Raw genomic sequence first — 25,867 nt, 5'->3', positions numbered from 1 at the left:
CGTCCCTCCTTCCACCCGCTCATCCGCTCGAGCTCAGCCCTCGTCCGGGCCACCGCTCTCCTTGTCGTCACCCGCCGCCTCGGCCTCGTCGGCCTTCACCGCCTGCGCGCCGGGCTGCGGTTCGGCCACGGCCACCCGCGCGGGGCGGATGGTGCGCTCGCCGATGCGATACCCGGGCTGGAGGATCGCCACGCACGTCGTCTCGGTGACGTCGGGCGCGTAGCTGTGCATCAGGGCTTCGTGGATCGTCGGGTCGAAGGGCTCGCCCTCCTTGCCGAACTGCTGGAGGCCCATCTTCGCCGCGACGGTCTCCAGCGATTCGCCCACCGACTTGAAGCCGCCGACGAACTCGCCGTGTTCCCGCGCGCGGCCGATGTCGTCGAGCACGGGCAGGAGCTCGGTCAGGAGGTTCGCGACGGCGATCTCCTTGACCGCGATCCGGTCGCGCTCGACCCGGCGGCGGTAGTTCTGGTACTCGGCCTGGAGGCGCTGGAGGTCGGCGGTGCGCTCGCCGAGAGCGGTACGCACCTGGTCCAGCTGGGCCACCAGACCTGCGGTCTGGTTCGCGTCCCCTGCCGGGGCCGCCCCCGCCGCCGAGGCGGAGGAGGGGGCGGTCTTCGGCTCGGCGTCTTCAGGGGTGGCGCCGGAGGGGACGTCGGGCTTCTCCTCGAAGCCCGGGGTCTCCTCCGTCACGCGGCACCGTCCTTGCGCTCGTCGTCCACGATCTCGGCGTCCACGACGTCGTCGTCGGCCTTGGGCGCGTCACCCTGGGGGGCGTCGGCGGCCTGACCGGCCTGGGCGTCGGCGTACATGGCCTGGCCGACCTTCTGCGAGACGGCGGCGACCTTCTCGGTGGCCGTGCGGATCTCGGCGGTGTCCTCGCCCTTGAGCGCGGCCTTCAGCTCCTCGACGGCGGCCTCGACCTCGGTCTTGACCTCGCCCGGGACCTTGTCCTCGTTGTCCTTGAGGAACTTCTCCGTCTGGTAGACGAGCTGCTCGCCCTGGTTGCGGGCCTCGGCGGCCTCGCGGCGGCGGTGGTCCTCGTCCGCGTACTGCTCGGCCTCCTGGCGCATGCGGTCGACCTCGTCCTTCGGCAGCGAGGAGCCGCCGGTGACGGTCATCTTCTGCTCCTTGCCCGTGCCCAGGTCCTTCGCGGTCACGTGCATGATGCCGTTGGCGTCGATGTCGAAGGCGACCTCGATCTGCGGGACGCCACGCGGCGCCGGCGGCAGACCGGTCAGCTCGAACATGCCGAGCTTCTTGTTGTAGGCCGCGATCTCGCGCTCACCCTGGTAGACCTGGATCTGCACCGACGGCTGGTTGTCCTCGGCCGTCGTGAAGATCTCCGAACGCTTCGTCGGGATCGTGGTGTTGCGCTCGATGAGCTTGGTCATGATGCCGCCCTTGGTCTCGATGCCGAGGGACAGCGGGGTCACGTCGAGGAGCAGGACGTCCTTGACCTCACCCTTGAGGACACCGGCCTGGAGCGCGGCGCCGATGGCGACGACCTCGTCCGGGTTGACGCCCTTGTTGGCGTCCTGACCGCCGGTCAGCTCCCTGACGAGCTCGGCGACGGCGGGCATCCGGGTCGAACCACCGACGAGAACGACGTGGTCGATCTCGGAGAGGTTGATGCCGGCGTCCTTGATGACGTTGTGGAACGGCGTCTTGCACCGCTCCAGCAGGTCGGCCGTCAGCTGCTGGAACTGGGCGCGCGTGAGCTTTTCGTCCAGGTGCAGCGGGCCCTCGGCGGACGCCGTGATGTAGGGCAGGTTGATCGAGGTCTCGGTGGACGAGGACAGCTCGATCTTCGCCTTCTCGGCGGCCTCGCGCAGACGCTGGAGCGCCATCTTGTCCTTGGCGAGGTCCACGCCGTGGCCGGCCTTGAACTGCTGCACCAGGTAGTCGACGACACGCTGGTCCCAGTCGTCACCACCGAGGTGGTTGTCGCCGTTGGTGGCCTTCACCTCGACGACGCCGTCGCCGATCTCCAGGAGGGACACGTCGAAGGTGCCGCCACCGAGGTCGAAGACGAGGATCGTCTGGTCGTCCTTGTCGAGGCCGTACGCGAGCGCGGCCGCGGTGGGCTCGTTGACGATGCGAAGGACGTTCAGACCGGCGATCTCGCCGGCTTCCTTCGTCGCCTGGCGCTCGGAGTCGTTGAAGTAGGCCGGGACGGTGATGACCGCGTCGGCCACCTTCTCGCCCAGGTAGGCCTCCGCGTCGCGCTTGAGCTTCTGCAGGATGAACGCGCTCATCTGCTGCGGGTTGAAGTTCTTCCCGTCGAGCTCGATCGACCAGTCCGTGCCCATGTGACGCTTCACCGAGCGGATGGTCCGGTCCACGTTCGTGACTGCCTGGCGCTTCGCCACCTCGCCGACGAGCACTTCACCGTTCTTGGCGAAGGCGACGACGGACGGCGTGGTCCTGGCACCCTCGGCGTTGGTGATGACGGTGGGCTCGCCGCCCTCCAGAACGCTTACGACGGAGTTGGTTGTGCCCAGGTCGATGCCGACCGCACGTGCCATGGTGATCTTCCTCCAGCTGACTTGAGTGGAACGGACTCAAGTGTGCACGAGCCGGGCCGTGCGGTCAACAGACCTGAGTCGCACCCACTCAAGTCTTATCCGTTCCTTACGCGCAAGGACGCTTTGACCTGCGAAGATACAGATCTCCCGGCCCGCCGCCCCCCGGGATCAGAGTGATGTGCAGCGTCCTCGGATTGACGTCGCGGCGCATAGACGGGCGCCGGCCCCGCCCCGGGGCGCACCGCCGGGCGGGCCTCATGGGAGCCGTCCGCCACCCGGACCCCGCGGCGGGCACCACGCGCGCGTGACGGGCGCCCGGCCTGCGCGGCACGACGGCCACGCGCGCGTGGCGGCCCGTACACCGCCACCCGCAGCAGACCGAACACCACGACGAGTGCCCCGCCGGCCACCCACCACACCGCCCGCGCGTCCGCCCGTCCCGCGTGCACCAGCACCCCGGCGAGCACCGCCGAGAAGGCGGCCGCGGCGATCAGGACGGTCGCCCCCTGCGCCGTGATCCCGAGCCGCCGCAACCGGTGCGCGAGATGGTCGGGGCCGCCGCGCAGCAGGGGCCGGCCGGCCAGCCGCCGGGACAGCACGACCAGCGCGACATCGGCGCCGGCGACCGCGGTCAGCGCGAAGAGCACCGCCGTCCCGGTGACCGGATCGTGCCCCGCGCGGGTGATCACCGCGGCCGCCGCGAGCAGGAAGCCCGCGAAGAGCGAGCCGCACGCGCCGAGGGCCACGCGCGCGGGAGGCCAGTTGTGCATCAGGAACCCGGTCAGCGCGGCGGCGAACACGCTCAGCAGCACCGCCAGCCCGTCCATCACCTCGACGGCGGCGCAGGCGGCCACCCCGAAGGCCGTGACCACCCCCACGGTTCCGGCCACTCCGTCGGCGTGGTCGAGCGACCGGAAGGCGAGGGCGACGAAGGTGATCCAGCCGACGCCCGCCGCTCCCGCCACCGGGCCCGTGTCCTCGTACGGCACCACGAAGGCGGCCGCGACGGCCGTGCCGACCACCAGGAAGCGCGCGTTCAGTCGCCACACGTCCGCCACCAGTCCCAGCGCGGCGACGGCGCCGCCCGCGACGAGCAGCACCTCGATGCCGTCGCCGAGCGGCGCGATGCCCGTCCAGTCGCCCGCGACGGCGACCAGACAGGTGGCGAGCACCACGGCGGCGCCCCCGAACAGCGGCACACGCCGCTGCCGCTGCCGTCTGTCGTGCAGCCCCAGGCGCAGGGCGGGTCCGCGCAGCAGCGCGGTCAGGACGGCGGCGAGGAACAGGGCGGTGATGGCGGCGACGATCCCGTAGAGCACGGCTATAAATTAGTCATAAATGTACCAATTTGGTACGAATGACTCGACCGATTTTACGGCCGGGCGTCCACCCCTCATCGACCCGCACGCAACTCGAATCGGCCGGATCCTGAGGCAACCCTCAGCGACTGAGATCACTCCACGTCCCGCTACAGTGCGAAGCGGAATACGGGGTACTCTCAGACGGACTGCATAAGTTACCGCTTAGTAATTTCCCTCGCAGGCCCGAGGAGCCCCCGAATGCAACTCGCCGCGATCATCGTGTCGCTGCTTCTGACCGCGGTCGGCGTCGCGCTGATCGCGCGTGCCATCGGCCAGTTCGTCCGGTATTTCAAGCTGGGCCAGCCGCTGCCGGCAGGAGCCCGGACGGACAACCCCTACGCGCGCAGCGTGACCCTGGTGCGGGAGTTCCTCGGCCATACGCGCATGAACCGCTGGGGGATCGTGGGCTTCGCCCACTGGTTCGTGGCGATCGGCTTCCTGACACTGCCACCGACCCTCGCCCAGGCCTTCGGCCAGCTCTTCCAGGCCGACTGGGTGCTGCCGGTCATCGGCGACTTCCTGCCGTTCGAGCTCTACATCGAGTTCATCGGTGTGATGACGATCCTGGGCATCGTCGTCCTGATGGCGATCCGGCTGCTGAACCTGCCCTCGCGCGCGGGCCGCAAGTCGCGCTTCGCCGGCTCCAAGGCCAACCAGGCCTACTTCGTCGAGTACGTCATCCTCACCATCGGCCTCGCCATCTACGTCCTGCGGGGCCTGGAGGGCGCGCTGCACCACGTGGAGCACTACGAGGCCGGCTACTTCGCCTCGTACCCGCTCGTGCTGGCCTTCAAGGGACTGAGCGTCACCACGCTCCAGAACCTGGTCTACCTGGTCGCGATGATCAAGATCGGGACGTCGTTCATCTGGATGATCGTGGTCTCGCTGAACACGAACATGGGCGTGGCCTGGCACCGATTCCTGGCGTTCCCGAACATCTGGTTCAAGCGCAACGCCGACGGTGCGACCGCGCTGGGCGCGCTGGCGCCGATGACGTCGGGCGGCAGGCCGATCGATTTCACCGATCCCGGTGACGACGACGTCTTCGGTGTCTCGCAGGTCGAGCAGTTCTCCTGGAAGGGCCTGCTGGACTTCTCCACCTGCACCGAGTGCGGACGCTGCCAGTCGCAGTGCCCCGCCTGGAACACCGGCAAGCCGCTCTCGCCGAAGCTGCTGATCATGTCGCTGCGCGACCACGCCCACGCCAAGGCCCCCTACCTCCTGGCCGGCGGCGGCAAGACCATGGAGGGCGAGGAGAAGGCCTCCGCCGAACAGCTCGCCTCCGTGCCCGCCGCCGCACTCGCCGAGGCCGCACGCCCCCTGATCGGCACCGCCGAAGAACACGGGGTCATCGACCCGGACGTGCTGTGGTCGTGCACCACCTGCGGCGCCTGCGTCGAGCAGTGCCCCGTCGACATCGAGCACGTCGACCACATCGTCGACATGCGCCGCTACCAGGTCATGATCGAGTCGGCGTTCCCCTCCGAGGCCGGCACGATGCTCAAGAACCTGGAGAAGAAGGGCAACCCCTGGGGCCTGGCCAAGAAGCAGCGCCTGGAATGGCTCAAGGAGGTCGACTTCGACATCCCCGTCGTCGGCCGTGACATCGAGGACCTCACCGAGGTCGAGTACCTGTACTGGGTGGGCTGCGCCGGCTCCCTGGAGGACCGCGCCAAGAAGACCACCAAGGCCTTCGCCGAACTCCTGCACATCGCGGGCGTCCCGTTCGCGATCATGGGCGGCGACGAGAAGTGCACCGGCGACTCCGCCCGCCGCCTGGGCAACGAGCCCCTCTTCCAGGAACTCGGCATGGACAACGTCGCCGCGCTGAACACGGCGTTCGGCGAGGAACTCGACGAGGACGGCAAGGTGACCCCCGAGTCCGCCAGGCCGAAGTCGGCGAAGAAGATCGTCGCGACCTGCCCGCACTGCCTCAACACCCTCGCCAACGAATACCCCCAGCTCGGCGGCGACTACGAGGTCATCCACCACACCCAGCTGCTCCAGCACCTCATCGACGAAGGCAAACTCCTGCCCGTCACCCCGGTCGAGGGCCTCATCACCTACCACGACCCCTGCTACCTCGGCCGCCACAACAAGGTCTACACCCCGCCGCGCGAGATCATCGCCAGCGTCCCCGGCCTGCGCAACGAGGAGATGCACCGCCACAAGGAACGCGGCTTCTGCTGCGGCGCCGGCGGCGCCCGCATGTGGATGGAAGAACGCATCGGCAAGCGCATCAACAACGAACGCGTCGACGAAGCCCTCTCCCTCAACCCCGACATCGTCTCCACCGCCTGCCCGTTCTGCCTGGTCATGCTCACCGACTCCGTCAACGGCAAGAAGAACGACGGCACAGCCAAGGAGTCCATCCAGGTCGTCGACGTCTCCCAGCTCCTGCTGGAATCCGTCAAGACACCCGCCGACGACGAACCCCCCGCCGGCACCACCCAGACCGAGAACGAGCCCGAACCCCAGCCCGTGAAGTAACCCGAACGGCCGTACCCCGTCGTACGGACCCGGACTCCTCGTACGGACCCCGGAGCCCCCGTGTCCCACCGGACACGGGGGCTCCGGCGTGTCCGCCTCCGTCCCCGACGGGACACCCCTGACGAACCATCGGGTCCGGCCCCGTCGCTCCCCTTAGGGGATGTCACAGCTCGGCAGCAAAGCCGTACCCGGACGGCGGGCACGGGTACGTCACTCTCCGGGACCAGGTACGTTCGAAGACGTGGCTGGATTCAGGATCGGACGCGGCGGCCGGGACAACCGTGCCCCGCAAGCGCGACCGCAACACCCTCCGTACGGGCAGCAGGCGGCCCAGGGGCCGTCGAGACCGCCCGGGTCGTCGGGTGCCCAGGGACCGTCGGGGCCGTCCTACGGCTACCCGGCGGGCCGGCAGCCGTACCCCCCGCAGCGGCCGCAGTACGGCGGCCAGGGCGGGGGCGGCGACCAGTGGCCCCAGGCGCACGGCGGCGGCTACGGCGGCCGCAACGGCGAGGAGCCGGAGTACTTCGGCGGCGACGCCCCGTACGGCGCTCAGGGCGGTCCCGGCGGCCCGGGAGGCGCCCCGCACGACCCGTACGCGGCGAACAACCCGGGTCACACCCAGGCCTTCTCGATCGACGACCACCAGCAGTACGACCAGTACGGCCAGGGCGGCACCTACCAGGCCGGCTCGGTCCCGGCGGGGCCGATCGGTCCGCGCCTGCACTGGAAGGAACTGCTCAAGGGCATCGTCCTCACGCCCCAGCAGACCTTCCTCCGGATGCGGGACTACACGATGTGGGGCCCCGCCCTCGTCGTCACGTTCCTCTACGGCCTGCTCGCGGTCTTCGGCTTCGACGGCGCGCGCGAGGACGCGATCAACGCGACGCTCTCCAACGCGATCCCGATCGTCCTGACGACGGCCGTCGCCATGGTGCTGAGCTCGTTCGTCCTGGGCGTGGTGACCCACACCCTGGCCCGCCAGCTGGGCGGCGACGGCGCGTGGCAGCCCACGGTCGGCCTGTCCATGCTGATCATGTCCCTCACGGACACCCCGCGCCTGGTCTTCGCCATGTTCTTCGGCGGCGACGCGTCGTTCGTGCAGCTGCTGGGCTGGGCCACCTGGGTCGCGGCGGGCGCCCTGCTGACCCTGATGGTCGGCCGCTCCCACGACCTGCCGTGGCCCAAGGCGCTGGGCGCGTCGTCGATCCAGCTGATCGCGCTGCTGTCGATCGTGAAGCTGGGCACGTTCTGACCTGCTGACACGCACCGCTGACGCGCACGGCCGACACGGGCGACACGTGAGGTCGGCACCCATCACGAAGGCCCTCGGCGAGGACGACGCCGGGGGCCTTTCGCCTGCCCGCCTCCCGTCGCCGCTCAGCGGCCTCGCTCACCGAGAGCAGTGCGGCGGGCACAGCGAAAAGCGGCAATCCACTCATAAAGGTGTCACATAAGCCGCATGTCGCATCACTGTGACTACATAGAGTCAGATAACCTGGCCGCTCCCTTCCAGCTCCTCCCATAAGGAATACGCGTGAAAGCTCGCCTTGGCGTGAGACGGGGAACGGTGCTCGTGGCGGCCCTGCTGGCCGCCCTCATCGCCGCGATCCTTCCGGGACCGGTGTTCGCCGGCACGGACGACGACCAGCCCCGCTCGGACCACTGGGGCGTGATCCCCCGCACCACCGTCGGCTCCCCCGTCGCCGAACTGCGCAACGGGCCCTTCGGCTCGTACAACGTCACCGGCACCGCCGCGAGGCCGCCGTACGGCCGGGGCAGCCTGGGCATCGAGGCCGTGGGCACGGCGCCGCGCGTGACCCCGTCGCCGATCGAGCGGGTCGACTTCGGCAACGAGGTCGACTTCGTGGGCAAGTCGCTGCTGGGGCTGCGGCGCATCGGCTTCCACGTCTTCCAGACCAGCAGGAACGTCCGCTACGGCGGCCCGCGGAACATGCCGAACATCCGGTTCGAGATCGACCCGAACCTGAACGCCACCAACGACTACGCCACCTTGGTCTGGCTCCCGGGCGCCTCCCCGGTCAGGAACGCCTGGAGCCCCTTCCTCGACGCCACGAGGACCGGCGGCTGGTACCTGACGGGCAACGCCGGCGCCGTGACCCGCTGCACGGCCGCCGCCCCGTGCACCTTCTCCGCCCTGAAGGCCGCGTTCACCTTCCGCAACGCCAGGCCGACGGTCTACACGGTCGCCGTGAGCAAGGTACGGGACGCCATGTGGGTCGGCGCGGTCGACGGCCTCCGCCTCAACGACTGGGTCTACGACTTCGAGCGGGACGGTGTGAAGGTTCGCCGGGTGAGGTGACACAGGGCCGCCGTACGGCCATCCCGTGGGCCGACCGGGCCGACCGGCAGGAGAACCGGTCGGCCCGCTTCACGTCATGCGTGCCGGGGCGCGAGTGCGAAGCACCCGAGGCCCGGGGCCCGGGGACGCCGGGGCCCGGAGACTACATGCCGACGGATTCGCGGATCCACGCGGCGGCCAGGGCCGTCCCGACGGACGTGGCGGCGCCCAGGGCCCACTGGCCGGACCGCCTGAGGTGGGCGCGCACGCCGCTCACGTCACCCGAGGCGGCCGCCGCCGCGGCTCCCTCGAGTTCGCCCAGCTCCTGCGCGTGCTGCCCCGCCTCACCCTGGAGGCGCAACTGCTCGGTGAGGCGCTGGAGTTCGGCCGACAGCTTCTGAAGGTCCTCCGTCTTCCCGGCGACGACCTGGTTGAAGGTGTTTCCCGTCGCCTGGGCTCCGTCCCCCACCGCGCCGGCCTGATTGACGTTGTAGTTGCCACCCATGTCCAGTGTCCCTCCGTTCGGCAGGACGGCCGGTCCGCCCTGCGTGGTCACGAAAATCGTGGGCCAGCCCGGCTGCGGCGGGACGCCGCCGAACGGGGCACCGGCGACCGCGGGCACCGCGCCGACGGCCGGCGGCCGGGGCTTCTCCTCGTTGCGGAACCTGAGCCGGGAGAGGTCCACGCCGTCGAGCGCGCTGGTCGTGGACGACAGACGGATCAGGTCCTGGTCCAGTCCGGTCAGTTCACGGGGGAGCCAGGGGAAGTAGAACGAAACCCGGCCGCCGAACAGTTCGGCGAAGGTGTCCCAGTGCCTGAGCAGGCTCTCCGCCGTCACCTCTTCGGGCGCCATCTCGTGCGCCGCCGCGAACTCCGCGAGCCAGGCGCTCTCCGGCGAGGTCTCGTCGCCGTCGGGCGCGTCTCCCGCCGCGACGCAGGCCACCGCCCGCAGCCAGCCGAGGCCGGTCTCGAGGTTCCGCACGGGGATCGAGCCCATGAGGACGCTCTTCGCCTCGCTCGCCCGGCCGAGGCAGAGCAGGCTGAACGCCCGCTGCGCCTTGAGGGCCAGGTACTCCGGGAACCCGGCCGCGAGGTCGGCGGACTCCTGGAACTTCCGCTCGGTCTGGAGCTTGAGGACCTCGCACAGGCTGACCCATCCGTGCCGCCCCTGAGAGCCCACGACGACCTGCTGGATCTGGCCGAGGAGTGCCGCGTCCCGGGCCGCGAAGGCGAGGAAGGCGCTCTCCTCGACCAGCCGGCCGCTGCGCTCCCGCTGCGGGCCGAGGGTCTCGTAGCCCTTCAGCAGGAACGCGATCGCGTCCTTGTGGCGATCCTGACTGCACAGGATGACGGACGCCGTGTGGTACAGGAGCCACGCGTCCCCGGTCTGGTGGCAGTGCTGCTGAACGTCCTCCAGCAGCCGCAGGGCGTCGGCCGGGTGCCCCATCTGCGTCAGCGCGACGGCCGTGACGCGGACCACCTGGAGCAGGACTCCCGCCGAGAGTCTCTCGCGGGCCTGCGCGATGATCGTGCGGGTGATCGCCGGTTCCTCGAACCGCACCGCCAGCCGGCAGCGCAGGATCCAGACGTCGTGATGGTTGGACTCGCGTGAGGCGATGGTGATCTGACGGTAGGCGACCAGCGCGTCGTCCTGTTCGTCCCGGGCGAGCAGCAGCCGGGCGAAGCAGAAGCGCAGCGACCAGGATCCGCCCTCCTCGCCCTCCAGGGCCGCCCAGAGGGTCGCGAGCAACTCGCGTTGAGCGCTCACGTCCTTGGGGAGGGACTCGATGTTCCGGTACACGAGGAGCAGTTGGGCACGGAAGCCGCGTGCTATCTCGTCGAACTCCTCGCGCTGTCCCAGCCGCAGCAGATGGAAGCGCGCCTCGACGAACTCCGACGCCTTGTCCATCTTGGAGGCGGAATTACGGGCCCGGAAATGCCGCGAGTAGTACTCGGCCGCCCTGGCGTGCGACCGCCGCAGCTTCCGCTCGTCCATGAGGATCCGCGCCCGGGCCAGTTCCCGGGCGATGGGGTTCAGGGTGAACCAGTTCCGCCGGCGTTCCAGGAGGAACCGGCTGCTCAGCTCCCGCCTCGCGTCCTCGACGTCTGCGGAGCCGGCGAGACCGGCGCCGGCGCCCTGGATCGCCTCCTTCGTGAACGTCTTGCGGTACACGCTCAACGACTCGACGAGCGCCAGTGCTTCGGGGGAGATGCGTTGCAGCGTCCGGTCCAGGAAGCGCTCCTCCAGGTGCCGGACGAGTTCCGGTCCGACCACTTCGTCCCGCACTCCCCAGGAGTCCCGGTCGAGCTCGATCAGGTCGTCCAGGGAGTCGTTGCTGAGACACGCGACCAGGGCCTGGATGGCACGCGGGTTGCGTCCGAGCCAGCGGACCACGTCACCGCGCCGCTCGCTCGGGACCTCGTCCTCCAGGTCCTGCTGTGCGAGCAGGGAGGCGAGCAGGCTGACGGCGTGGTCCTCCGCCGGGGGCTCGACCCGGCGGACGTGGGCCTGGTCGAGCCAGCTCTCCTGGGTGACGGCCCTGTTCGTGACCAGCAGCAGCCGCCCGGCCGGGGCCGGACGGGCGGTGCACAGACGGTGGATCAGCGTGCGGAACTCCCGCGGCGGGAGCCCCTGTTCGTCGAGCAGTTCGTGGAAGTCGTCGAGCACGATCAGGATCGGCTCTTCGAGGCTCTTGACGAAGGAGGCGACGAAGTCGCCCCCGAGCAGGTCGGCCATGGTGTTGCTGCCGCAGGCCTCGAGGGATTCGGCCACGTTCAGCGTGATCTCGTCGAGCGTCAGGTTGTCGGAGATCAGATTCTCGAAAGCCCAGGGACGGTTCGATCTCTCGGCGACCTCGTAGGCGATGTCACTCTTGCCCAGTCCGCTGAATCCCGCCAGTACCGCGACGGCAGGGCCGTCGCTCAGCCAGGTCCCGGAGAGCCACGAGCTCAATTCACTTTCCATGCGTGTCATGCCGCCCCCATCGGACTTCGTCGCAGCGATGCACGTCAACTGATCGTTTCGCAGTCAGATGCAGTCTGCCGCGAGCCCCAGACACGACGTCAGGTCCAAATGTATCGACCTTCGTTCGGCGACGCGTGCACTGTGCGAAAGAGCAGTTCGAGCGGGCGTCATCCCGCTGCCTGCCCGCGTCAGAGAGCTTCCTTGGAGGGCGTGACGGCCTCGCCCGACCTGCGCACCACCGGCAGGACGCTCCACGGGAAGTTGATCCAGGCGTCCGTGCGCTTCCAGACGTACTCGCACTTCACGAGGGACTGCGACTTCTCGTAGATGACGGCGCTGCGCACCTCGGCCACGGCGTCCAGGCAGAAGTCGCGGACGAGCTTGAGCGTCTTGCCCGTGTCGGCGACGTCGTCGGTGATCAGGACCTTCTTGTCCGAGAAGTCGACGACGTCGGGGACGGGCGCCAGCATGACCGGCATCTCCAGCGTGGTCCCCACCCCGGTGTAGAACTCCACGTTGACCAGGTGGATGTTCTTGCAGTCGAGGGCGTAGGCCAGCCCGCCGGCGACGAAGACACCGCCGCGGGCGATGCTCAGCACGACGTCGGGTACGTAGCCGTCGTCGGCGATGGTCTGCGCGAGCTCGCGGACGGCCGTCCCGAACTGCTCGTAGGTGAGGTTCTCCCGTACCGCTTCCGCGTCGCCCACGCCGCTCACACCTGGGTCCGGTGGAAGTTGAGGAAGGACCGGGACGCCGTCGGCCCGCGCTGGCCCTGGTACCGGGACCCGTACCGCTCGCTGCCGTACGGCGACTCGGCGGGCGAGGAGAGCCGGAACATGCACAGCTGGCCGATCTTCATGCCGGGCCAGAGCTTGATCGGCAGGGTGGCGAGGTTGGACAGTTCGAGCGTCACGTGCCCGGAGAAGCCGGGGTCGATGAACCCGGCCGTGGAGTGGGTGACCAGCCCGAGCCGGCCCAGGGAACTCTTCCCCTCCAGGCGCGAGGCCAGGTCGTCGGGGAGGGTGATGACCTCGTAGGTGCTCGCGAGCACGAACTCGCCCGGATGGAGGATGAACGGCTCGTCGCCCTCGGGCTCCACCAACCGGGTCAGGTCGGCCTGCTCGACCGAGGGATCGATGTGCGGGTACCTGTGGTTCTCGAACACCCGGAAGTACCGGTCGAGCCGTACGTCGATGCTCGACGGCTGCACCATGGATTCGTCGTAGGGGGCGATCCGTACGCGTCCGGTGTCGATCTCGGCCCGGATGTCCTTGTCTGAGAGAAGCACGTCCCGAGGATACGCAAGGCGCGCGAAGCCCTCATCACCGGACGACTCCGCGCGCCTGACCGCCGGCGCGCGGGGCGCCCCGGGTTCCTTCCGCCGTTACCGCAGCTCCGCGACCGCTACCGCTTCTCGAGAGCCACCGGCACGACGCTCCGCAGCCGGGTGCAGCGGGGGCACCGGACCAGCCGTCCGGGACCGAGCCGCTCGGCCTGCTGCATCGGAAGCGAAGCGGTGCTGAACACGTGCCCGTCGGCACAACGGACGACGGTGCGCTCCATCAAGTCCATGAGTCCCTTCCCCAAGAGCCCTGTCCGGCTGCTGACCACCGGACAACGAAAGCCACATTACGGGACGATCAGGACGACTCGGCAGGCGGCACTCCGACCCCGTCGGGCACCACTCCCACCCCTCCACGGTACGCCCCAACTCCTGCCCCACGCAGCCGGATCCATCCCTCGAAACGCGTGCGGGCCCCACGGCTTCATCGCCTGGGGCCCGGCATGGGGTAGAGTGACGGAGCGTTCCGACACCGGTTCCGACCGGCGTCATACGCGGGTGTAGTTTAATGGTAGAACATCAGCTTCCCAAGCTGAGAGCGCGAGTTCGATTCTCGTCACCCGCTCTCCTTGAAGCCCCAGGTCAGCGACCTGGGGCTTGTTTCATCAGGGGCCGTCAATACGTTTTGCGAGTACTCGTGCACCCCGAAATCGAGCACGGAGACGCCACGTGACGGCCGAGGGTCCCGTGTCGGAGCGGGGGGATCAGGGAAGTACCCGGCAGCTCGGGGGCTGCATGACATGCACCCCTCAATAGGCTCGACCGAGGTGCCCGCCCGGCCGAAACCGTCCGGAGCGCATGACTGCCAGGTCGCTCCACGAGTCACCCGTGGGGTTCGTGGTCCCGGCGATCCTCGCGCTGCCGGCGCGCCCGGTTCTGGCGGCTGTAGCGGCGGTCCCAGCGGCGCTGACGATCCCGACGCTCCCGGTAGTCCCGGTAGTCCCGGTAGTCCCCGGGATCGGGTCCGCCGCCGCGGCTCCGGCCTCCGCGGCGCTCACGGGTGTGCCGGGTCGCGCCGTAGACCACCGCTGCGGCCACCCACCAGATCGGGTGAAGGAAGCCGAGCGCGAACAGGGCGGCGACGAGGATGAGGAGCAGGGCGAACACGATGGGCCTCCCCGGGAGTTGGACACTGTGCCGATGCCGGGGACTGGGGCCTCATACCCGAGCGTAGCCCTGGCCGACGGGTGTGGATACCGTGCGAGGTGAGCGCGTCTGCCCGGCGTGGATGGCCCCTCGAGACCGGTCGGAAAGCCGCTGCGAGGGCCGGTGTGCCACAGCCACCCCTGCCGCTTCGGCGGCGTCCGCTGAAGCGACCGCCCGCGTCGGGGTGATCAGGCCATCAGCCCGGGGAGGGGTTCGGAGTCGTCGATGAAGGCGCGGGCCACATCGGACAGTCGCCGGTTGTGGGCGCGGGCGTAGCCGCGCAGGGCGGTGAAGGCCCGTTCCATGTCGATGCTCTGGCGTTCGGCGAGTTTGCCCTTGGCCTGTTCGATCAGTACGCGGCTGTTCAAGGCGGTCTGCAACTGTTCGTTGAGCGCGGTGCTGCGGTGGGCGGACCGTTGCTGCAGGAGGCTGATGGTGGCGACGTCGGCCAGGGCCTGGGCGACGAGTGTGGCGGACGCGTCGAAGGGGCCGGGCGCGGCGCGGAAGAGGTTCAGGGCGCCCACGGTCTCCGCACGCAAGCGCATCGGCAGGGCCTGGACGGCGCCGAACCCGCTGCGGTGGGCCGCCGTGACGAAGCGCGGCCAGCGGCCGGCCTCCCGCGTCAGGTCGGGGACGATCACGGGTGCGCCGGTACCGAAGCACTCCAGGCAGGGGCCCTCGTCGTTCTGGAGCTGGAAGAGTTCCAGCAGGCGCACCTCTTCGTCGGAGGCGGCCATCACGCGCAGTTTGCCGTCCCGGTCGGCGAGCAGCACCCCGGCGGCGCTCGCATCGAGCATGCTCACGCAACGGTCGGTCAGCAGACGCAGGAAGTCGATGAGGTCGAAGTCGGCCACCAGGTTGTCCGCCAGCTCGACGAAGGTCTTGGCCAAAAGCTGCTGATTCATCGTGACACCCTCGATTGAGACTAGTCCCGCCGGGAGGGGGCGGGAAGCGCAGCACGTTCGTCGGCCTGAGCCGATGGGTCAGTCGCCGTTGCCGGTCCGTTTCGGTTCGCTGTCCGGGGCGAAGCGGAGTCGGTGGGCCACCACGTCGGCGGCAACGTCGGCGAGCCGGCGCCCTCGCGTGTAGGCGTAGGCGCGGAGCCGGACGAAGGCGTCGTCGATTCCGACACCGAGCTGGACCGTGAGGATGCCGGTGGCCTGGTCGATCTCCGCCCGGTATCCGCCCGTGTCCTCGAAGCCGTGGACCGGTGACGGTACGCCGACCTGCGCAGCGGTTTCGTCGATCCGCGCGTCGAGCAGAAGCAGCGTGACGAGATCGGCGAACGCCAGCGCGTCGGCCAGCTCCTCCGCGTCCAGCACGGTCGGCACGTCGGCGTACAGGTCCAGGGTTCCCGAGCTGATCGCCCCGATCTGCAGGGGGAGTGCGAAGACAGCGCGTGCCCCGGCTTCCAAGGCCGCGTCGGCGAACACGGGCCAGCGGTCCTGTAGCCCGCCGGTCAGCAGATCGGGGGACAGGACGGCCGATCCGTGGGTGAAGGCGTCCACGCAGGGGCCCTCGCCCAGGGTGAGCTGGAGCTCCTCCAACTGCTCGCTGATGTCGTCGGTGCTGCACAGCGGATGGCTTGCGGTGTTCCTGGACATCGCCGACACCCCGGCTCCGCCCACCGGCAACGCGGCCACGGCCGCGGTGCACACGTCCACCACACCGACCGGGGCGTCGCGGCGGGCGGCCTGCTCGGCGACCAGCATCTGGATGCGGGCCGACCGGCTGTCGGCCCTCATCCGGGCCACCGCGTCCAGGCATCGCGGGCCAGGCCCGCAAGCCGCGCCGTGGTACAGGCCCCCGGAGGGAATACCAGCACACGGAACAAGGTGGACGACTGGCCCGCATGGGGCTCGTACGGCCGCCCCTGCCTGAGCCGGGCCTTCATCGCGCGTCACCCCGCAGGACGACCGGCACTGGAACACTCCGGTCCGGTGGGGCCGGAACGACCGGGTCGGAAACGTCCCCCGGAGACGGTGGCAGATGCCCGAGCGGAAGGCCGAGAAGCAGGAATCCGCAGCCGGTGAGGGCGAGGATCTGCGCCAGTGTCGGCGGCGGGTTGTGCAGTCGCAGGATCCCGCCGACCTCCCCGGTCCGCTGCGCGGCGTAGAGGAACACATTGAGACCGCTGCAGTCGCAGAAGGTCACGGCAGTGAGGTCGACGTCGACGATGCGGATGCCATCGCTCAGGCATCGTGCCAGCGCTGCGCACACCGGCGGTCCCGATCCCAGGTCGATCTCACCGGCCAGGGTGATCAGTGCCCGATTCCGTCGGTCATGACGATGGACGGCGAGCTGGGAGAGGGGCATGACGCCTCGGTTCGGAAGACCGTCCGGCAGCGAGACGGGGACGCCGGGAGTCCCGGCTCCCCCGGCGCGCTGCCGACGGGGACGTAGATGCGGCGGAGGCGGAAAGACGGCCGGTCCAAGGGCTTGCCCGACAGAACCCACGACTTGCCCGGTTCCTTCCGGGGGAAGCGCAGGCAGACGGACGAGAGGTCCGCTCCGCGCAACCATCTGTGTCGTCGAACGACAAGCCGCCGGGGTCTGGGACGCTCCTGCGTCATGCTAGTCCTGTCCCAGCGGGTCAGACGGTCCGAAGCCGCCCCATCTCAGGATGCGGACAAGCCTGGGGGCGACGACGCGCTCGCACCTGGCGCCCCGCACGGTACTCGGGCCCGTGCCGCAAAGGCCGCTGTGTCACTGATCTTGACGCCGACGGTACCCCCGCAGGTGCGGGCCGAGCCGGAGCGCGCTGCATCCAGGAGCAGGCCGGCGGGCCCGACGCCGGGTGGGGCGCCACGGGGAGCCGGTCGCCAGGTGGAGCAGATCGACGATATGAAACTCATGCGGGCTTCCGCCCCGGCTACCGGATCCGCTGCCGCTCCTCCCCTTCGTCCTCTTCGCCGTCCGGCAGTTTCACGTCGCTGACCATGATGTCGACTTCCACGACGTCCCGACCCGCCATCCGCTCCACGGCGGAGATCACGTTCTCCCGCACCGCGGCGGCCACGTCCGTGATCGAGACGCCGTAGTCGACGACGAGTTCCAGATCGATGGCAGCCTGGAGCTCTCCGACCTCGACACTGACACCGCGCGTCGCGGACTTGCCGCTGCCGGCGCCGGGCATCCGCTCCCGCATGGATCCCATCGAGCGGGCGAATCCACTGCCCAGGGCGTGGACGCCGAGTACGTCCTGGGCCGCTGTTCCGGCAATCTTCTCCACCACCACGTCGGCGATGGTCGTCCGGCCGCGAGAACCGGGCGCAGCGCCGGGCCTGACGCCGGTGTTCTCAGTCATCGGGATATTCCTCCCTCGCAAGGCCGCGGAGATACCACCCCTGGAATTATATTCTTTTTAATACCTTTTGCCCGTCTCCGAATGTGCGACGGCGGTGGGCCGAGGACTCCGCCCCGAAACCTCGCGGTCGCGGTCGGCCCGGGTTCCTCTGTGACAGCGCGCGACCATGACTGCGCAGGCCCTGCCCCCACTGCCACGGTGTGAGAGCCGCCTGGCGGGGAACCCGCATGCGCAGAGGGACGTCGTCCCTGTTCCGCGGTCGCGCGACGCGTTTCCGCAACGGCGAGAGCGCATCGCTGCCCGTGGCCCGGTCTCAGCACCTCCGAGGCGCCCGGCCGTCTGCCTTCCTCGGAGAGAGTGACACCCATATGACCACAGACTCCACGGTCCGCCCCCCGCCTCCGGAGGCCTCGGGCAGTGACTTCGCCCGACTGTCGAGAAGAATCGCCGATGCCGGCCTGCTGGGGCGCAGGCCGGGCTATTACGCAGTGCGGATCACCGCGGTGGCCGCGTTCTACGTCGGCGGGTGGGCCGCCGTCGCGCTCATCGGCCGCAGTTGGTGGACGCTGACGGTCGCCGGACTCCTGGCCGTCGTCTTCGGGCAGGTCGCGCTGATCGCCCATGACGCGGCCCACCGCCAGGTGTTCCGCCGACGCAGGGCCAGCGAGGCATCCGGCCGGATCGCCGGCGCCGGCGTGGGAATGAGCTACGGATGGTGGCAGGACAAGCACACCCGCCACCACGCCAACCCCAACCACGAGGAACTCGACCCCGACCTCGCCCCCGACCTGCTGGTCTGGTCCCAGGACCAGGCCCGGGTCGCCAAGGGGCTCCCCCGGCTGATCGGCCGCCGGCAGGCGTTCCTGTTCTTCCCCCTCCTCACCCTGGAGGGCTTCAACCTGCACGTGTCGAGCGTGCGGGCGCTGGCCAACCGCTCCCTCAAGAACCGGACGCTCGACGGCGCCCTGCTGTTCGGGCACTTCGCGGTCTACCTGGCCGTCCTGCTCTGGCTGCTGCCGCCCGGTATGGCGATCGCGTTCGTCGCCGTCCACCAGGGCCTGTTCGGCGTCTACCTCGGCTCCCTCTTCGCCCCGAACCACAAGGGCATGCCCATCCTGACGGGCGACGACCGCCCGGACTTCCTCCGCCGCCAGGTGCTCACCTCGCGCAACGTGCGCGGCGGCTGGTTCACGGACATCGCGCTGGGCGGGCTGAACCACCAGATCGAGCACCACCTGTTCCCGAGCATGCCCAGCCCCAACCTGCGCGAGGCCAGGCGCGTCGTCCGCCGCTACTGCGAGGAACTGGGCGTGGACTACGCCGAGACCGGGTTGATCGCCTCCTACCGGCAGGCCCTCACCAGCCTTCATCAGGCTGGAGCACCGCTCAGGCACTCCGACGTGGCCGCGTAGGTTCTGGCGGCGGATCAGGTCCGCAGCAGCCCTGACTCCATGAAGAAGGCCCAGGTCATCGACCTGGGCCTCTTACTGCTCGGCCATCACCGGCGCCGTGCCGGATTCATGCCGGAGGGCGCGGTGTCCTCGCGCCCCGTCAGGAGGACGACTCCGTGCTTCGCCCCTGGTCCGCAGACCGGTGCGCCTTGCGCGGGCACGGCTCCGGGGCCCGGCCCCCCTGAGGGCGCCGGACTGCCGTTGTCCGTCCGCCGCAGCGCGCGGCGGCAGAGGCGGGGCAGGAAGCCGTAGAAGCGGTCGGGAAGGAACACTGCGTCCGCGACGATCATCGCGCCGGAGAAGAGGGGCAGCCCCATCAACACGGCGATGCCGATGTGCATGCCCAGCAGCATGGTCAGGACGGGATATTTGAGCCTGCCGAAGAGCACGAACGGAAAGGCCACCTGCAGGAGCACGGTCAGGTAGCCGGCGACGGCGACCACGAGCGTGTGCTCGTCCACGAAGTGGGAGAGGGCGGGCCAGGGCCCGAAGAGTTCGAGGTTCAGCACGTAGTGAAGAGCGGTGCCGCCTCCCCAGGAAGCTCCCTGGACCTTGTACAGGCCGGCCGAACCATAGAGAAAACAGACCTGCGCCGCGATCAGGAACATGCCGCAGTTGTGCACCACCGTGACCAACATGGATCGTCCGTCGCGGAGTTGTGTGGCAAGAGAGCTCCTCGCCGAGGCAGGCGCGTCGGCCTGACGCACCGTCTTCAGCTGGTCCCTGCGAGCGTCCAGGGACCAGCGTCGGCCGCACGCGGTGAGGACAAGGTAGAGGGACATGAGCAGGACCAGGTTGTCACCCCCGTCCGTCATGAAGATCGCCCTGCTGTGGAACGAGGTCACCACGACGGCGAAGAGGACCGACAGGACACGAGTACGCCAGCCCAACAGGAACAGTGCGGCTGTGACCAGCGCCAACGCATAGCAGAGTTCGAAGTAGGCGCGACTGTCGGACAGGACCAGAACGCTGAACCAGCCCGTCTGGTCGAAGAGCTGGCGTGCCAGGGCGGGCGTCCACGGAGAGCCGGGGCCCCAGATCTCGTCACGGTGCGGAAACTCGCGCAGCAGAAAGACCAGGTAGAGCAGCCCGTAGCCGATGCGCAGCACCGCCGCCCCGTACAGGGACAGGGGGCGGCCGGTCAGGAGGTCCCACACACCGGTGATCCGCTCGGCGAGCCAGCGGACGACACCCGCGGACGCGGTCCTCTGTGCCTCACTTTCCATGGCGGATCACCTTCCACCAGGGCAGGAGCCGGTTGTCCACCGGCGTCGGAGGGCTGACGCCGGTGGCCGGACCCGGCGCCGCGATGGGCAGGGTCACGACGCGGAGCTGAATGAAGTCGAAGGTGCCGTCCTGACGTACGGCGGCCCGGTCCGCGGCGATGTTTCTCAGGTACTTCTGCATCATCAGCGCGCGCTCGGTGCGCGCCTTGTCATCTCCTCCGTGCGAGTCGACGTAGCCGGCCCAGGCGCGCCGCAGCATGTTCTGTGCGGTGTGGCTGGGGAACGGATCGCGCTCGACCGCTGAACGGTCCACGACAGTGAGGTCGAACCAGGGACCGACCTGGACCGATCCGTCGGAGCCGGTGTGCGCGGTTCTTGCCAGAATCCGCCGGTTGACGGATTCGGGATCCGGAGCGAAGAGCCGCCAGTTCTGTTCGAAGAAGGGATACACCCACGTATTGATCAGCGGACTGTAGCGTTTCGAGACGGTGTTGGCCGGCGCCACATGGAAGAACACCAGAATCACGTGGATGAAACTCGCCGCCACACACAATGCCACGGCGGTGCACAGCCCTGCTTTCAGTACACGGGCGCTTATCGGCAACTCGGGGGGAGCGGCCATGACATCAGGACACTCCTGGGTGGCCGGACCGGACTCGGACTGCTGGATTTCCTCCGCGTCCGCTGAGTCGATTCCGCTCGACACCGCCTACCTGTCTTTCCCTATCAGCTGTTCGCGCCTGGCTTCCCGCTGACTGCCGCCGGCGGCGCGCGGCGGACTCGACGACCCTTCCGCCGCGCGCCGTCATCCGGTGTGCGGGCTGACCGCCGTGCGCTGCCTAGCCCTCGTAGCCCTTCGGCACCCCGTCGTAGCCGTAGTTCTCGTCGGGCTGCGCGCCGTGCTCGTGCTTGCCGTGGTCCTGCTGACCCTGCCCCTGGTCGTGCTTGCCGTGGTCCTCCTGACCCTGCCCCTGGTCGTGCTTGCCGTGGTCCTCCTGACCCTGCCCCTGGTCGTGCTTGCCGTGGTCCTGCTGACCCTGCCCCTGGTCGTGCTTGCCTGGCCCGCCCTCGTGGTTCGGTCCACCCGGTGCATGACCGTTCCCGCCGGGGCCATGTCCGCCACTGGTGTTCCCGGCGGTGTTGCCGGTGTTCCCGGCGGTGTTGCCCGCCGTGTTGCCGGAAGAGTTACCGGCGGTGTTCCCTGCCGTATTGCCGGCCACATTTCCCGAGGTGCCGCCGGTCCCGACGATCGGTCCGCCCAGAAGGCCACCGCTGACGAGGCCGCCCCCCAGGAGCCCCCCACTGGTGGTCGTTCCCGCAGTGGTACCGGTCGTGGTGCCGGTGGTCGTTCCCGTCGTCGTTCCGCCGGTGGTGGACGTCGCACACCCGCCGAGGAAGATTCGGTTGTTGTCGAGCGTCACGGAGCCGTTACGCGCCAGCGCCCGCCCCTCGATGTTCGTCCCCGTCGTCACGGTGATCGAGGTCAGAGCCATGATGGTGCCCACGAACGTGGACGTGGTGCCGAGGGTGGCGGAACTCCCGATCTGCCAGAACACGTTGCAGGCCGCCGCCCCGTTGGTGAGGAGCACTCGGCTGGAGGTCGCCGTCGTCAGAGCTTCGGGGATCTGGAAGACCCAGACGGCGTTCGGGTTGCCCCCGGCGTCCAGGATCAGGTCACCGGTGAGTCCGACGCCGGAGACGGCGGTGTGGACGCCCGGCAGCAGCGTCTGTCCGTTGCCGATGGCTGCCGGAAGTGCGAAGTCCGTGGCCTGGCCGGCCGCGTTGTTGTACGCCGTGACCAGGTCGGCCTTGGCCTGAAGCGCGACAGCGTCCGCGGCGTGCACGGCGCCGAGTACCTGGCCGGGCGGGAAACCGGAGATGGCCGGGTTCGGGTGCGTGCCGAGGTCGTGGCTGATCAACGAGGGGCCGGTATTGGTGACTCCCTGGCCCGACAGAACGGAGAAGCTCGCGGCCGTGGCCAGCGGCACCGGTGTGGCGATGGCCAGTGCCTGGGTTGGCGTCAGGGCGACCAGCACGGCGGCGATGGTCGCGGCGAGGGCGGAAGCCAGCACGCCGGACAAGGTCCGGCGGTCAGCCGCCTGAGGGATCTTCAGCTTCATCAAAAGGTCATTTCCTGTGGGGGCCGTGGCGTACCGGGCCCTACCGATCACCCGGAATGCCATGTCGCTGCGGCCGCATATTACGCAGCAATATTCTTGCGTCGGCACGAACAGGCAGGGGGAAAGCGCCGCTCATTCAGACAGCGCACAGTGATGTGTAAATGATGAAATTCGCCATTCCGACTGCGCGGCAGCCTCGAACGGACGGCGCCCGGGGGCGAAATGCCCCACGCGAGGCGCCGCGCGACCGGTGTTCCTCAGCAGGGCCGCCGGGTGCGATCCTCGTGGGCGAGCCCGTCCGAGGGGGCGAGCGTACGCGGGCCGTATCGAGGGGGAAGGAGCAGGACTCGTGACACCACGGGCTCCGAAGGCCGCAAGGAGACCGCAGGTCGGACGGCCGACGAACCGGGCCGATCTCCTGCCAGGTCCAGGAGGGGAAGGCGTCGCAGGGACCGGGGTCTCGGTGATCGCGAAGACATGACCGGACGCCGTGAGCCGTCCGACGCTCCGCAGGTGCTGCGGACGCACTCGCTCAGGAACTCGGCCGGCGCCTGCCCCACCTGCGGAGCCGTGGTCAGCTCGATCTCATGACGAGGGTGACCAAGGCCCGGGCATCGGGCTCGTACCGGTAGACGTCCGGTTGTGCGAAGGCCGTGGGCGCCTCCGCCCGGAAGCACGAGGACCTCGACGGGCGTGCGCATCGACGGACGGGACAGGGCTGCGGTCCGGCGAACCGAGTTCCTGAGCGCGGTGCCTGATGGCGGTGCCCGAGCGCGGTGTCGAGCTCGCTGTCCGCGCTCGGTCTCCGGCACCGGCGCAACGCCGCGGTAGCGGGGATACGGGCTCCCTGCTGGTGTCCGCCAGGAACCCGACGAGAATCACGGAGGCTCGCCCTCACTCCCTCCAGGAGTCGCGCTCCCGCCGGTTCACGCGACCCGCACTCAGTGCGGGACCGTCGTGTCGATGTACGTCCTGGCGGTCCCGACGATGAAGTCGCGGCTGCTGTCCGGGGTGAGGGCCCGCGCCTGGAGGTCGTCGTACATCATGCAGTAGCGCAGCACGTCCGACGGCTTCTCCAGGAAGAGGTCGCTGGTGAACCGCTCCAGGTGCACCACTCCTTGCTCCGGACCATCGGCGAACCGCAGGACCGCGAACTGTCCTGACAGGCCCGGGTGAGCGCCGGCCCCGTAGGGAAGGACCTGCACCGTGATGTGCGGCTCGGCGCTGAGGGCGTTCAGGTGCTCCAGTTGTTCACGCATGACGTCGGGACCACCGACGACACGGCGCAGCGCCGATTCGTCGAGGACGGCCCACAGGCGCAGCGGGCGGGCCGGGTCGTAGATCCGGTGCTGCCGGCGGAGCCGCACCTTGAGGCGCGTGGCGACTTGTTCGGCAGTGGGCGGAGGGATCGTCTCCCCGATGACGGCCTGAGCGTACGCGGGGGTCTGGAGCAGCCCGGGGATCACCGTGGGCGCGTAGGCGTGCAGGGAAGCGGCGTCTGTCTCCAAGCCGATGTAGGCGCTGTCGGAGAGACCTGCGTAGGGGTGCCACCAGCCCCGCTGACCGGATTCCCTGGCCATCTCCATCAGGGAGTCGATGAACTGCTGGTCCGTCACCTCGTAGATCGCGCACAGGTCGCGTACGTCGCGGGGGCTGACGGCACGGTTACCGTTCTCCAGATGACTGATCTTCGGCTGGGAGACCATGAGTCGCTCGGCCACTTCTGTGCTCTTCAGCCCACGGGCCATGCGGAGCCGGCGAAGCTCCGCGCCGAGACGGCGTCTCCTGACGGTGGGGTTGCTCTTCGCCGCCACGGGCGGTGTACCTCCGGTCCAAATGGCTGTGTCAGCCCGTAGGTTGCCATGACACAAGGCTGCTGATCACGCGCAATGCCGCCCTGGGCACCGACCGGCGAAACGGACTCTTACGCTGGCAATTGCCCGGAGCGGGACGACGGCGACGGTGGCCGCGGCCTGGCCCGCCGACCACAGGAAAGGTGTACCGAGCAAGGACGTCGGCCACCCGTGTACAGTCCCGACGCCCCGCGCCCCGCGGCGGCTAGGCCCAGCGGCCGGGCTTCACCGCCACCGCTCGACTGCCTCGACACGGTCGCCGCCGCTCGTGTCGAACGCGATCTCGGCCCCCGGCGCGTGCCGCCGGACCAGGTTCACCGAGGACCGGGCTGCTTCGTCCGGCGCGATCGGCGTCATGGAAGCGTCGATGGCGTCCTGGCCGAAGCGGGCCGTTCCTTGTCCAGGACCGCACGCACGGCGTCCCCGTCCATACCGGGCACCGCGTGAGGGTCGAAGCCAAGAACGAGAACGGAAGGCATGCTCTGCGCGACGATCAGCCCGTCGTGCCGGTTCCCGTTGCCCGAAGCTGCCGGCCGGCCCCGCAGACTTCGGCGAAGGCTCCCGCGGGTGCCCGTGCGGGTGGTCGTCCAGGTACGGCGGATCACCCGTCCGGTGCTTTCGGCACCGCCATGCCACAGGCCGCGCCCGGGCAGTAGCCTTTGCCGCAGAGGGGTGCCATGTCCCGTTGGGGGCTCGTGGTGCTCGGTGCGGTGCTCCAGATCCGGGCTGGAGTGTTCGCCAGGGCTCGTCGTGCGGGCGACGCCGAAGAGCTGTGATCGGCCGGACAGGATGAGGCCACTGGTCCACCGCCGGGCCTCGACACCACTTCACCGGGGCAGGTGTGGCAACTGCCGCCAAGGGAGACGGACTTCCCGAGCCGCGAGCGCGGGTTCGATTCGCGTCATCCGCTCCACGAGGAAGGCGCGGGCGGTCGACCGGGACCTCTGCCCCTTCGGCTACCGGACGTCCTGCTGGTCCTCGGACACCGTCAAGGAGCCGTCCGCCTCGAACCGCAGTATCCGGGGGCCGGGACATTTCTGGGCTGTATCCGGTTCAGGGTGAAGTTCTTCGTAGCGCTGGTGGTAGAGATGGATCGCTTCGTCCAGCGGGCATTCCTGGGCGTCACGGATTGTCTTCACCGCGAGGATCGTGCGTCCCTCGAGAATGTGGCGGTCTACGATTTCCGGCAGTTCTGCCATGCGCCCTCCCCGGTCGAGTATCGCAGTGCCGGGGAGCGGCGCCGGGCGTAGCGGGGCGCCTGCGCCCCCGGGGGCTAGTGGTCGTTGACGTAGTAGTGCGTGGTCACGCTGCCGTAGTCCGGGCCGAGCCAGACCGCGACGCTGATCGAGGTGTCCTCGGGGAGGTCGTAGATGCCGCCCATCGAGGCGCGGGCCGAGGCGCACGCGCCCTCTCCGCCCGAGGCGGTGAGGGTGTAGCGGATGTGGTACGCGCCGCTCGGGTACTGGACGGCGATCTGGACCCGGGGGGAGACCCCGTCGGCGTCCGTGTCACAGACCGAGACGATGTCGCCGTACTCGGCGATGTAGGCCGTGCCGCCCGGGTTGGAGTCCGAGGTGGTCCAGGTGTGGTCCCAGCCGCCGCTGGGCGGATCGACGGTCGCCGACGCCGATGTCGCGTTGGCGAGTGCCCCGCCGGCGAGAAGAGCCGTCGCGGCCAGAGCCGCAATCTTATGACGCATCATGTACCCCCAGTTTTGTATCCGCTCGGGCATTCCGGCGGGCCGCAGTGACCTTACGACAGGGGGTCATACATTTCGAT

General features: G+C 69.4%; 23 protein-coding genes and 1 tRNA gene. 5 read left to right on the top strand and 19 right to left on the bottom strand.

Features of this window, described 5'->3' with window-relative positions; all coding sequences use genetic code 11:
• Positions 1 to 33: 33 nt before the first annotated feature.
• The 3 genes from grpE to Saso_RS19700 form a co-directional block, all read right to left on the bottom strand.
• On the bottom strand, positions 34 to 693 hold the full coding sequence (grpE, locus tag Saso_RS19710; RefSeq protein WP_189927098.1) for a nucleotide exchange factor GrpE: 660 nt from the start codon (positions 691 to 693) through the stop codon (positions 34 to 36).
• Positions 690 to 2,528 (bottom strand): molecular chaperone DnaK, encoded by a 1,839-nt coding sequence (gene dnaK, locus Saso_RS19705; RefSeq protein WP_189927099.1) that lies wholly within the window; start codon positions 2,526 to 2,528, stop codon positions 690 to 692. The genes grpE and dnaK overlap by 4 nt, the downstream gene beginning before the upstream one ends.
• A gap of 95 nt (positions 2,529 to 2,623) precedes the next feature.
• Positions 2,624 to 3,847 carry an MraY family glycosyltransferase gene (locus tag Saso_RS19700; protein ID WP_189927100.1) on the bottom strand — a complete coding sequence of 408 codons (1,224 nt, stop codon included), beginning with the start codon at positions 3,845 to 3,847 and terminating at the stop codon, positions 2,624 to 2,626.
• A 240-nt stretch (positions 3,848 to 4,087) separates the two neighbouring features.
• Between Saso_RS19700 and Saso_RS19695 the strand changes: the two genes are divergently transcribed.
• From Saso_RS19695 to Saso_RS19685, 3 genes are all read left to right on the top strand, one after another.
• Positions 4,088 to 6,379 (top strand): heterodisulfide reductase-related iron-sulfur binding cluster, encoded by a 2,292-nt coding sequence (locus Saso_RS19695; RefSeq protein ID WP_203833535.1) that lies wholly within the window; start codon positions 4,088 to 4,090, stop codon positions 6,377 to 6,379.
• 160 nt (positions 6,380 to 6,539) lie between these two features.
• A complete protein-coding gene (locus tag Saso_RS19690) occupies positions 6,540 to 7,631 on the top strand; it encodes a YIP1 family protein (protein WP_189928490.1) in 1,092 nt (363 codons plus the stop codon).
• Between the two features lie 282 nt (positions 7,632 to 7,913).
• Positions 7,914 to 8,699 (top strand): hypothetical protein, encoded by a 786-nt coding sequence (locus Saso_RS19685; protein ID WP_229901612.1) that lies wholly within the window; start codon positions 7,914 to 7,916, stop codon positions 8,697 to 8,699.
• Positions 8,700 to 8,841: 142 nt separating this feature from the next.
• On the opposite strand, the gene Saso_RS19680 is transcribed toward Saso_RS19685, so the two are convergent.
• The 4 genes from Saso_RS19680 to Saso_RS19665 form a co-directional block, all read right to left on the bottom strand.
• Positions 8,842 to 11,652, bottom strand: a complete 2,811-nt coding sequence (locus Saso_RS19680) for an ATP-binding protein (RefSeq protein WP_189928492.1) — start codon at positions 11,650 to 11,652, stop codon at positions 8,842 to 8,844.
• A 179-nt stretch (positions 11,653 to 11,831) separates the two neighbouring features.
• Positions 11,832 to 12,350, bottom strand: coding sequence for a phosphoribosyltransferase (locus tag Saso_RS19675; protein WP_189928494.1), 519 nt, complete (start codon positions 12,348 to 12,350; stop codon positions 11,832 to 11,834).
• 5 nt (positions 12,351 to 12,355) lie between these two features.
• The gene (gene dcd, locus Saso_RS19670) at positions 12,356 to 12,931 is read right to left on the bottom strand and encodes a dCTP deaminase (RefSeq protein ID WP_189928496.1); all 576 of its coding nucleotides are present in this window, start codon (positions 12,929 to 12,931) and stop codon (positions 12,356 to 12,358) included.
• Between the two features lie 116 nt (positions 12,932 to 13,047).
• Positions 13,048 to 13,215 carry a hypothetical protein gene (locus Saso_RS19665; protein WP_189928497.1) on the bottom strand — a complete coding sequence of 56 codons (168 nt, stop codon included), beginning with the start codon at positions 13,213 to 13,215 and terminating at the stop codon, positions 13,048 to 13,050.
• Positions 13,216 to 13,479: 264 nt separating this feature from the next.
• Here Saso_RS19665 and Saso_RS19660 point away from each other — a divergent pair.
• Positions 13,480 to 13,550 (top strand) — tRNA-Gly (locus Saso_RS19660).
• Positions 13,551 to 13,807: 257 nt separating this feature from the next.
• On the opposite strand, the gene Saso_RS19655 is transcribed toward Saso_RS19660, so the two are convergent.
• The 5 genes from Saso_RS19655 to Saso_RS19635 all read right to left on the bottom strand — a co-directional run bounded on the left by Saso_RS19655 (position 13,808) and on the right by Saso_RS19635 (position 17,438).
• Positions 13,808 to 14,092, bottom strand: a complete 285-nt coding sequence (locus tag Saso_RS19655) for a hypothetical protein (RefSeq protein WP_189928499.1) — start codon at positions 14,090 to 14,092, stop codon at positions 13,808 to 13,810.
• A gap of 227 nt (positions 14,093 to 14,319) precedes the next feature.
• Positions 14,320 to 15,036, bottom strand: coding sequence for a GAF and ANTAR domain-containing protein (locus Saso_RS19650; protein ID WP_189928501.1), 717 nt, complete (start codon positions 15,034 to 15,036; stop codon positions 14,320 to 14,322).
• Between the two features lie 78 nt (positions 15,037 to 15,114).
• Positions 15,115 to 15,876 carry an ANTAR domain-containing protein gene (locus Saso_RS19645; RefSeq protein WP_189928503.1) on the bottom strand — a complete coding sequence of 254 codons (762 nt, stop codon included), beginning with the start codon at positions 15,874 to 15,876 and terminating at the stop codon, positions 15,115 to 15,117.
• A 145-nt stretch (positions 15,877 to 16,021) separates the two neighbouring features.
• Positions 16,022 to 16,447, bottom strand: a complete 426-nt coding sequence (locus Saso_RS19640) for an STAS domain-containing protein (protein ID WP_189928505.1) — start codon at positions 16,445 to 16,447, stop codon at positions 16,022 to 16,024.
• Positions 16,448 to 17,003: 556 nt separating this feature from the next.
• Entirely contained in the window at positions 17,004 to 17,438 is a 435-nt protein-coding gene (locus tag Saso_RS19635) for an Asp23/Gls24 family envelope stress response protein (protein WP_189928507.1), read from the bottom strand.
• A 368-nt stretch (positions 17,439 to 17,806) separates the two neighbouring features.
• On the opposite strand from Saso_RS19635, the gene Saso_RS19630 reads away from it, so the two are divergent.
• Positions 17,807 to 18,850, top strand: coding sequence for a fatty acid desaturase family protein (locus Saso_RS19630; protein WP_189928509.1), 1,044 nt, complete (start codon positions 17,807 to 17,809; stop codon positions 18,848 to 18,850).
• 86 nt (positions 18,851 to 18,936) lie between these two features.
• Here Saso_RS19630 and Saso_RS19625 read toward each other — a convergent pair whose 3' ends face one another.
• The 7 genes from Saso_RS19625 to Saso_RS19595 form a co-directional block, all read right to left on the bottom strand.
• Positions 18,937 to 20,115, bottom strand: coding sequence for an HTTM domain-containing protein (locus tag Saso_RS19625; RefSeq protein ID WP_189928511.1), 1,179 nt, complete (start codon positions 20,113 to 20,115; stop codon positions 18,937 to 18,939).
• Positions 20,105 to 20,737 (bottom strand): DUF5819 family protein, encoded by a 633-nt coding sequence (locus tag Saso_RS19620; protein WP_229901613.1) that lies wholly within the window; start codon positions 20,735 to 20,737, stop codon positions 20,105 to 20,107. Before Saso_RS19620 ends, Saso_RS19625 begins: the two co-directional genes overlap by 11 nt.
• 217 nt (positions 20,738 to 20,954) lie before the next feature.
• Positions 20,955 to 22,235 (bottom strand): ice-binding family protein, encoded by a 1,281-nt coding sequence (locus Saso_RS19615; RefSeq protein WP_189928513.1) that lies wholly within the window; start codon positions 22,233 to 22,235, stop codon positions 20,955 to 20,957.
• A 941-nt stretch (positions 22,236 to 23,176) separates the two neighbouring features.
• Positions 23,177 to 24,049: a helix-turn-helix domain-containing protein gene (locus Saso_RS19610; RefSeq protein WP_189928514.1), complete on the bottom strand. Its 873-nt coding sequence runs from the start codon at positions 24,047 to 24,049 to the stop codon at positions 23,177 to 23,179.
• Between the two features lie 264 nt (positions 24,050 to 24,313).
• Entirely contained in the window at positions 24,314 to 24,445 is a 132-nt protein-coding gene (locus tag Saso_RS38940; RefSeq protein WP_307822237.1) for a hypothetical protein, read from the bottom strand.
• A 599-nt stretch (positions 24,446 to 25,044) separates the two neighbouring features.
• Positions 25,045 to 25,287 carry a hypothetical protein gene (locus Saso_RS19600; protein ID WP_189928516.1) on the bottom strand — a complete coding sequence of 81 codons (243 nt, stop codon included), beginning with the start codon at positions 25,285 to 25,287 and terminating at the stop codon, positions 25,045 to 25,047.
• 74 nt (positions 25,288 to 25,361) lie between these two features.
• Complete coding sequence (locus Saso_RS19595) at positions 25,362 to 25,790, bottom strand: hypothetical protein (protein WP_229901614.1); 429 nt, start codon at positions 25,788 to 25,790, stop codon at positions 25,362 to 25,364.
• Positions 25,791 to 25,867 lie beyond the last annotated feature (77 nt).

The organism is Streptomyces asoensis, assembly GCF_016860545.1.
GTDB classification, from domain to species: domain Bacteria; phylum Actinomycetota; class Actinomycetes; order Streptomycetales; family Streptomycetaceae; genus Streptomyces; species Streptomyces asoensis.
Note: the sequence above shows the minus strand (reverse complement) of the source record. Positions and strands in the feature narration are given on the sequence as shown.

Bases quoted from the DNA above. Each gene is read 5' to 3' on its own strand.
- dnaK (WP_189927099.1), bottom strand. From the start codon at position 2,528: ATGGCACGTGCGGTCGGCATCGACCTGGGCACAACCAACTCCGTCGTA.
- Saso_RS19695 (WP_203833535.1), top strand. From the start codon at position 4,088: ATGCAACTCGCCGCGATCATCGTGTCGCTGCTTCTGACCGCGGTCGGC.
- Saso_RS19690 (WP_189928490.1), top strand. From the start codon at position 6,540: ATGTCACAGCTCGGCAGCAAAGCCGTACCCGGACGGCGGGCACGGGTA.
- Saso_RS19680 (WP_189928492.1), bottom strand. From the start codon at position 11,652: ATGACACGCATGGAAAGTGAATTGAGCTCGTGGCTCTCCGGGACCTGG.
- Saso_RS19665 (WP_189928497.1), bottom strand. From the start codon at position 13,215: ATGGACTTGATGGAGCGCACCGTCGTCCGTTGTGCCGACGGGCACGTG.
- Saso_RS19650 (WP_189928501.1), bottom strand. From the start codon at position 15,036: ATGAATCAGCAGCTTTTGGCCAAGACCTTCGTCGAGCTGGCGGACAAC.
- Saso_RS19645 (WP_189928503.1), bottom strand. From the start codon at position 15,876: ATGAGGGCCGACAGCCGGTCGGCCCGCATCCAGATGCTGGTCGCCGAG.
- Saso_RS19640 (WP_189928505.1), bottom strand. From the start codon at position 16,447: ATGCCCCTCTCCCAGCTCGCCGTCCATCGTCATGACCGACGGAATCGG.
- Saso_RS19635 (WP_189928507.1), bottom strand. From the start codon at position 17,438: ATGACTGAGAACACCGGCGTCAGGCCCGGCGCTGCGCCCGGTTCTCGC.
- Saso_RS19630 (WP_189928509.1), top strand. From the start codon at position 17,807: ATGACCACAGACTCCACGGTCCGCCCCCCGCCTCCGGAGGCCTCGGGC.
- Saso_RS19625 (WP_189928511.1), bottom strand. From the start codon at position 20,115: ATGGAAAGTGAGGCACAGAGGACCGCGTCCGCGGGTGTCGTCCGCTGG.
- Saso_RS19620 (WP_229901613.1), bottom strand. From the start codon at position 20,737: ATGGCCGCTCCCCCCGAGTTGCCGATAAGCGCCCGTGTACTGAAAGCA.
- Saso_RS19615 (WP_189928513.1), bottom strand. From the start codon at position 22,235: ATGAAGCTGAAGATCCCTCAGGCGGCTGACCGCCGGACCTTGTCCGGC.
- Saso_RS38940 (WP_307822237.1), bottom strand. From the start codon at position 24,445: ATGACGCCGATCGCGCCGGACGAAGCAGCCCGGTCCTCGGTGAACCTG.
- Saso_RS19600 (WP_189928516.1), bottom strand. From the start codon at position 25,287: ATGGCAGAACTGCCGGAAATCGTAGACCGCCACATTCTCGAGGGACGC.
- Saso_RS19595 (WP_229901614.1), bottom strand. From the start codon at position 25,790: ATGATGCGTCATAAGATTGCGGCTCTGGCCGCGACGGCTCTTCTCGCC.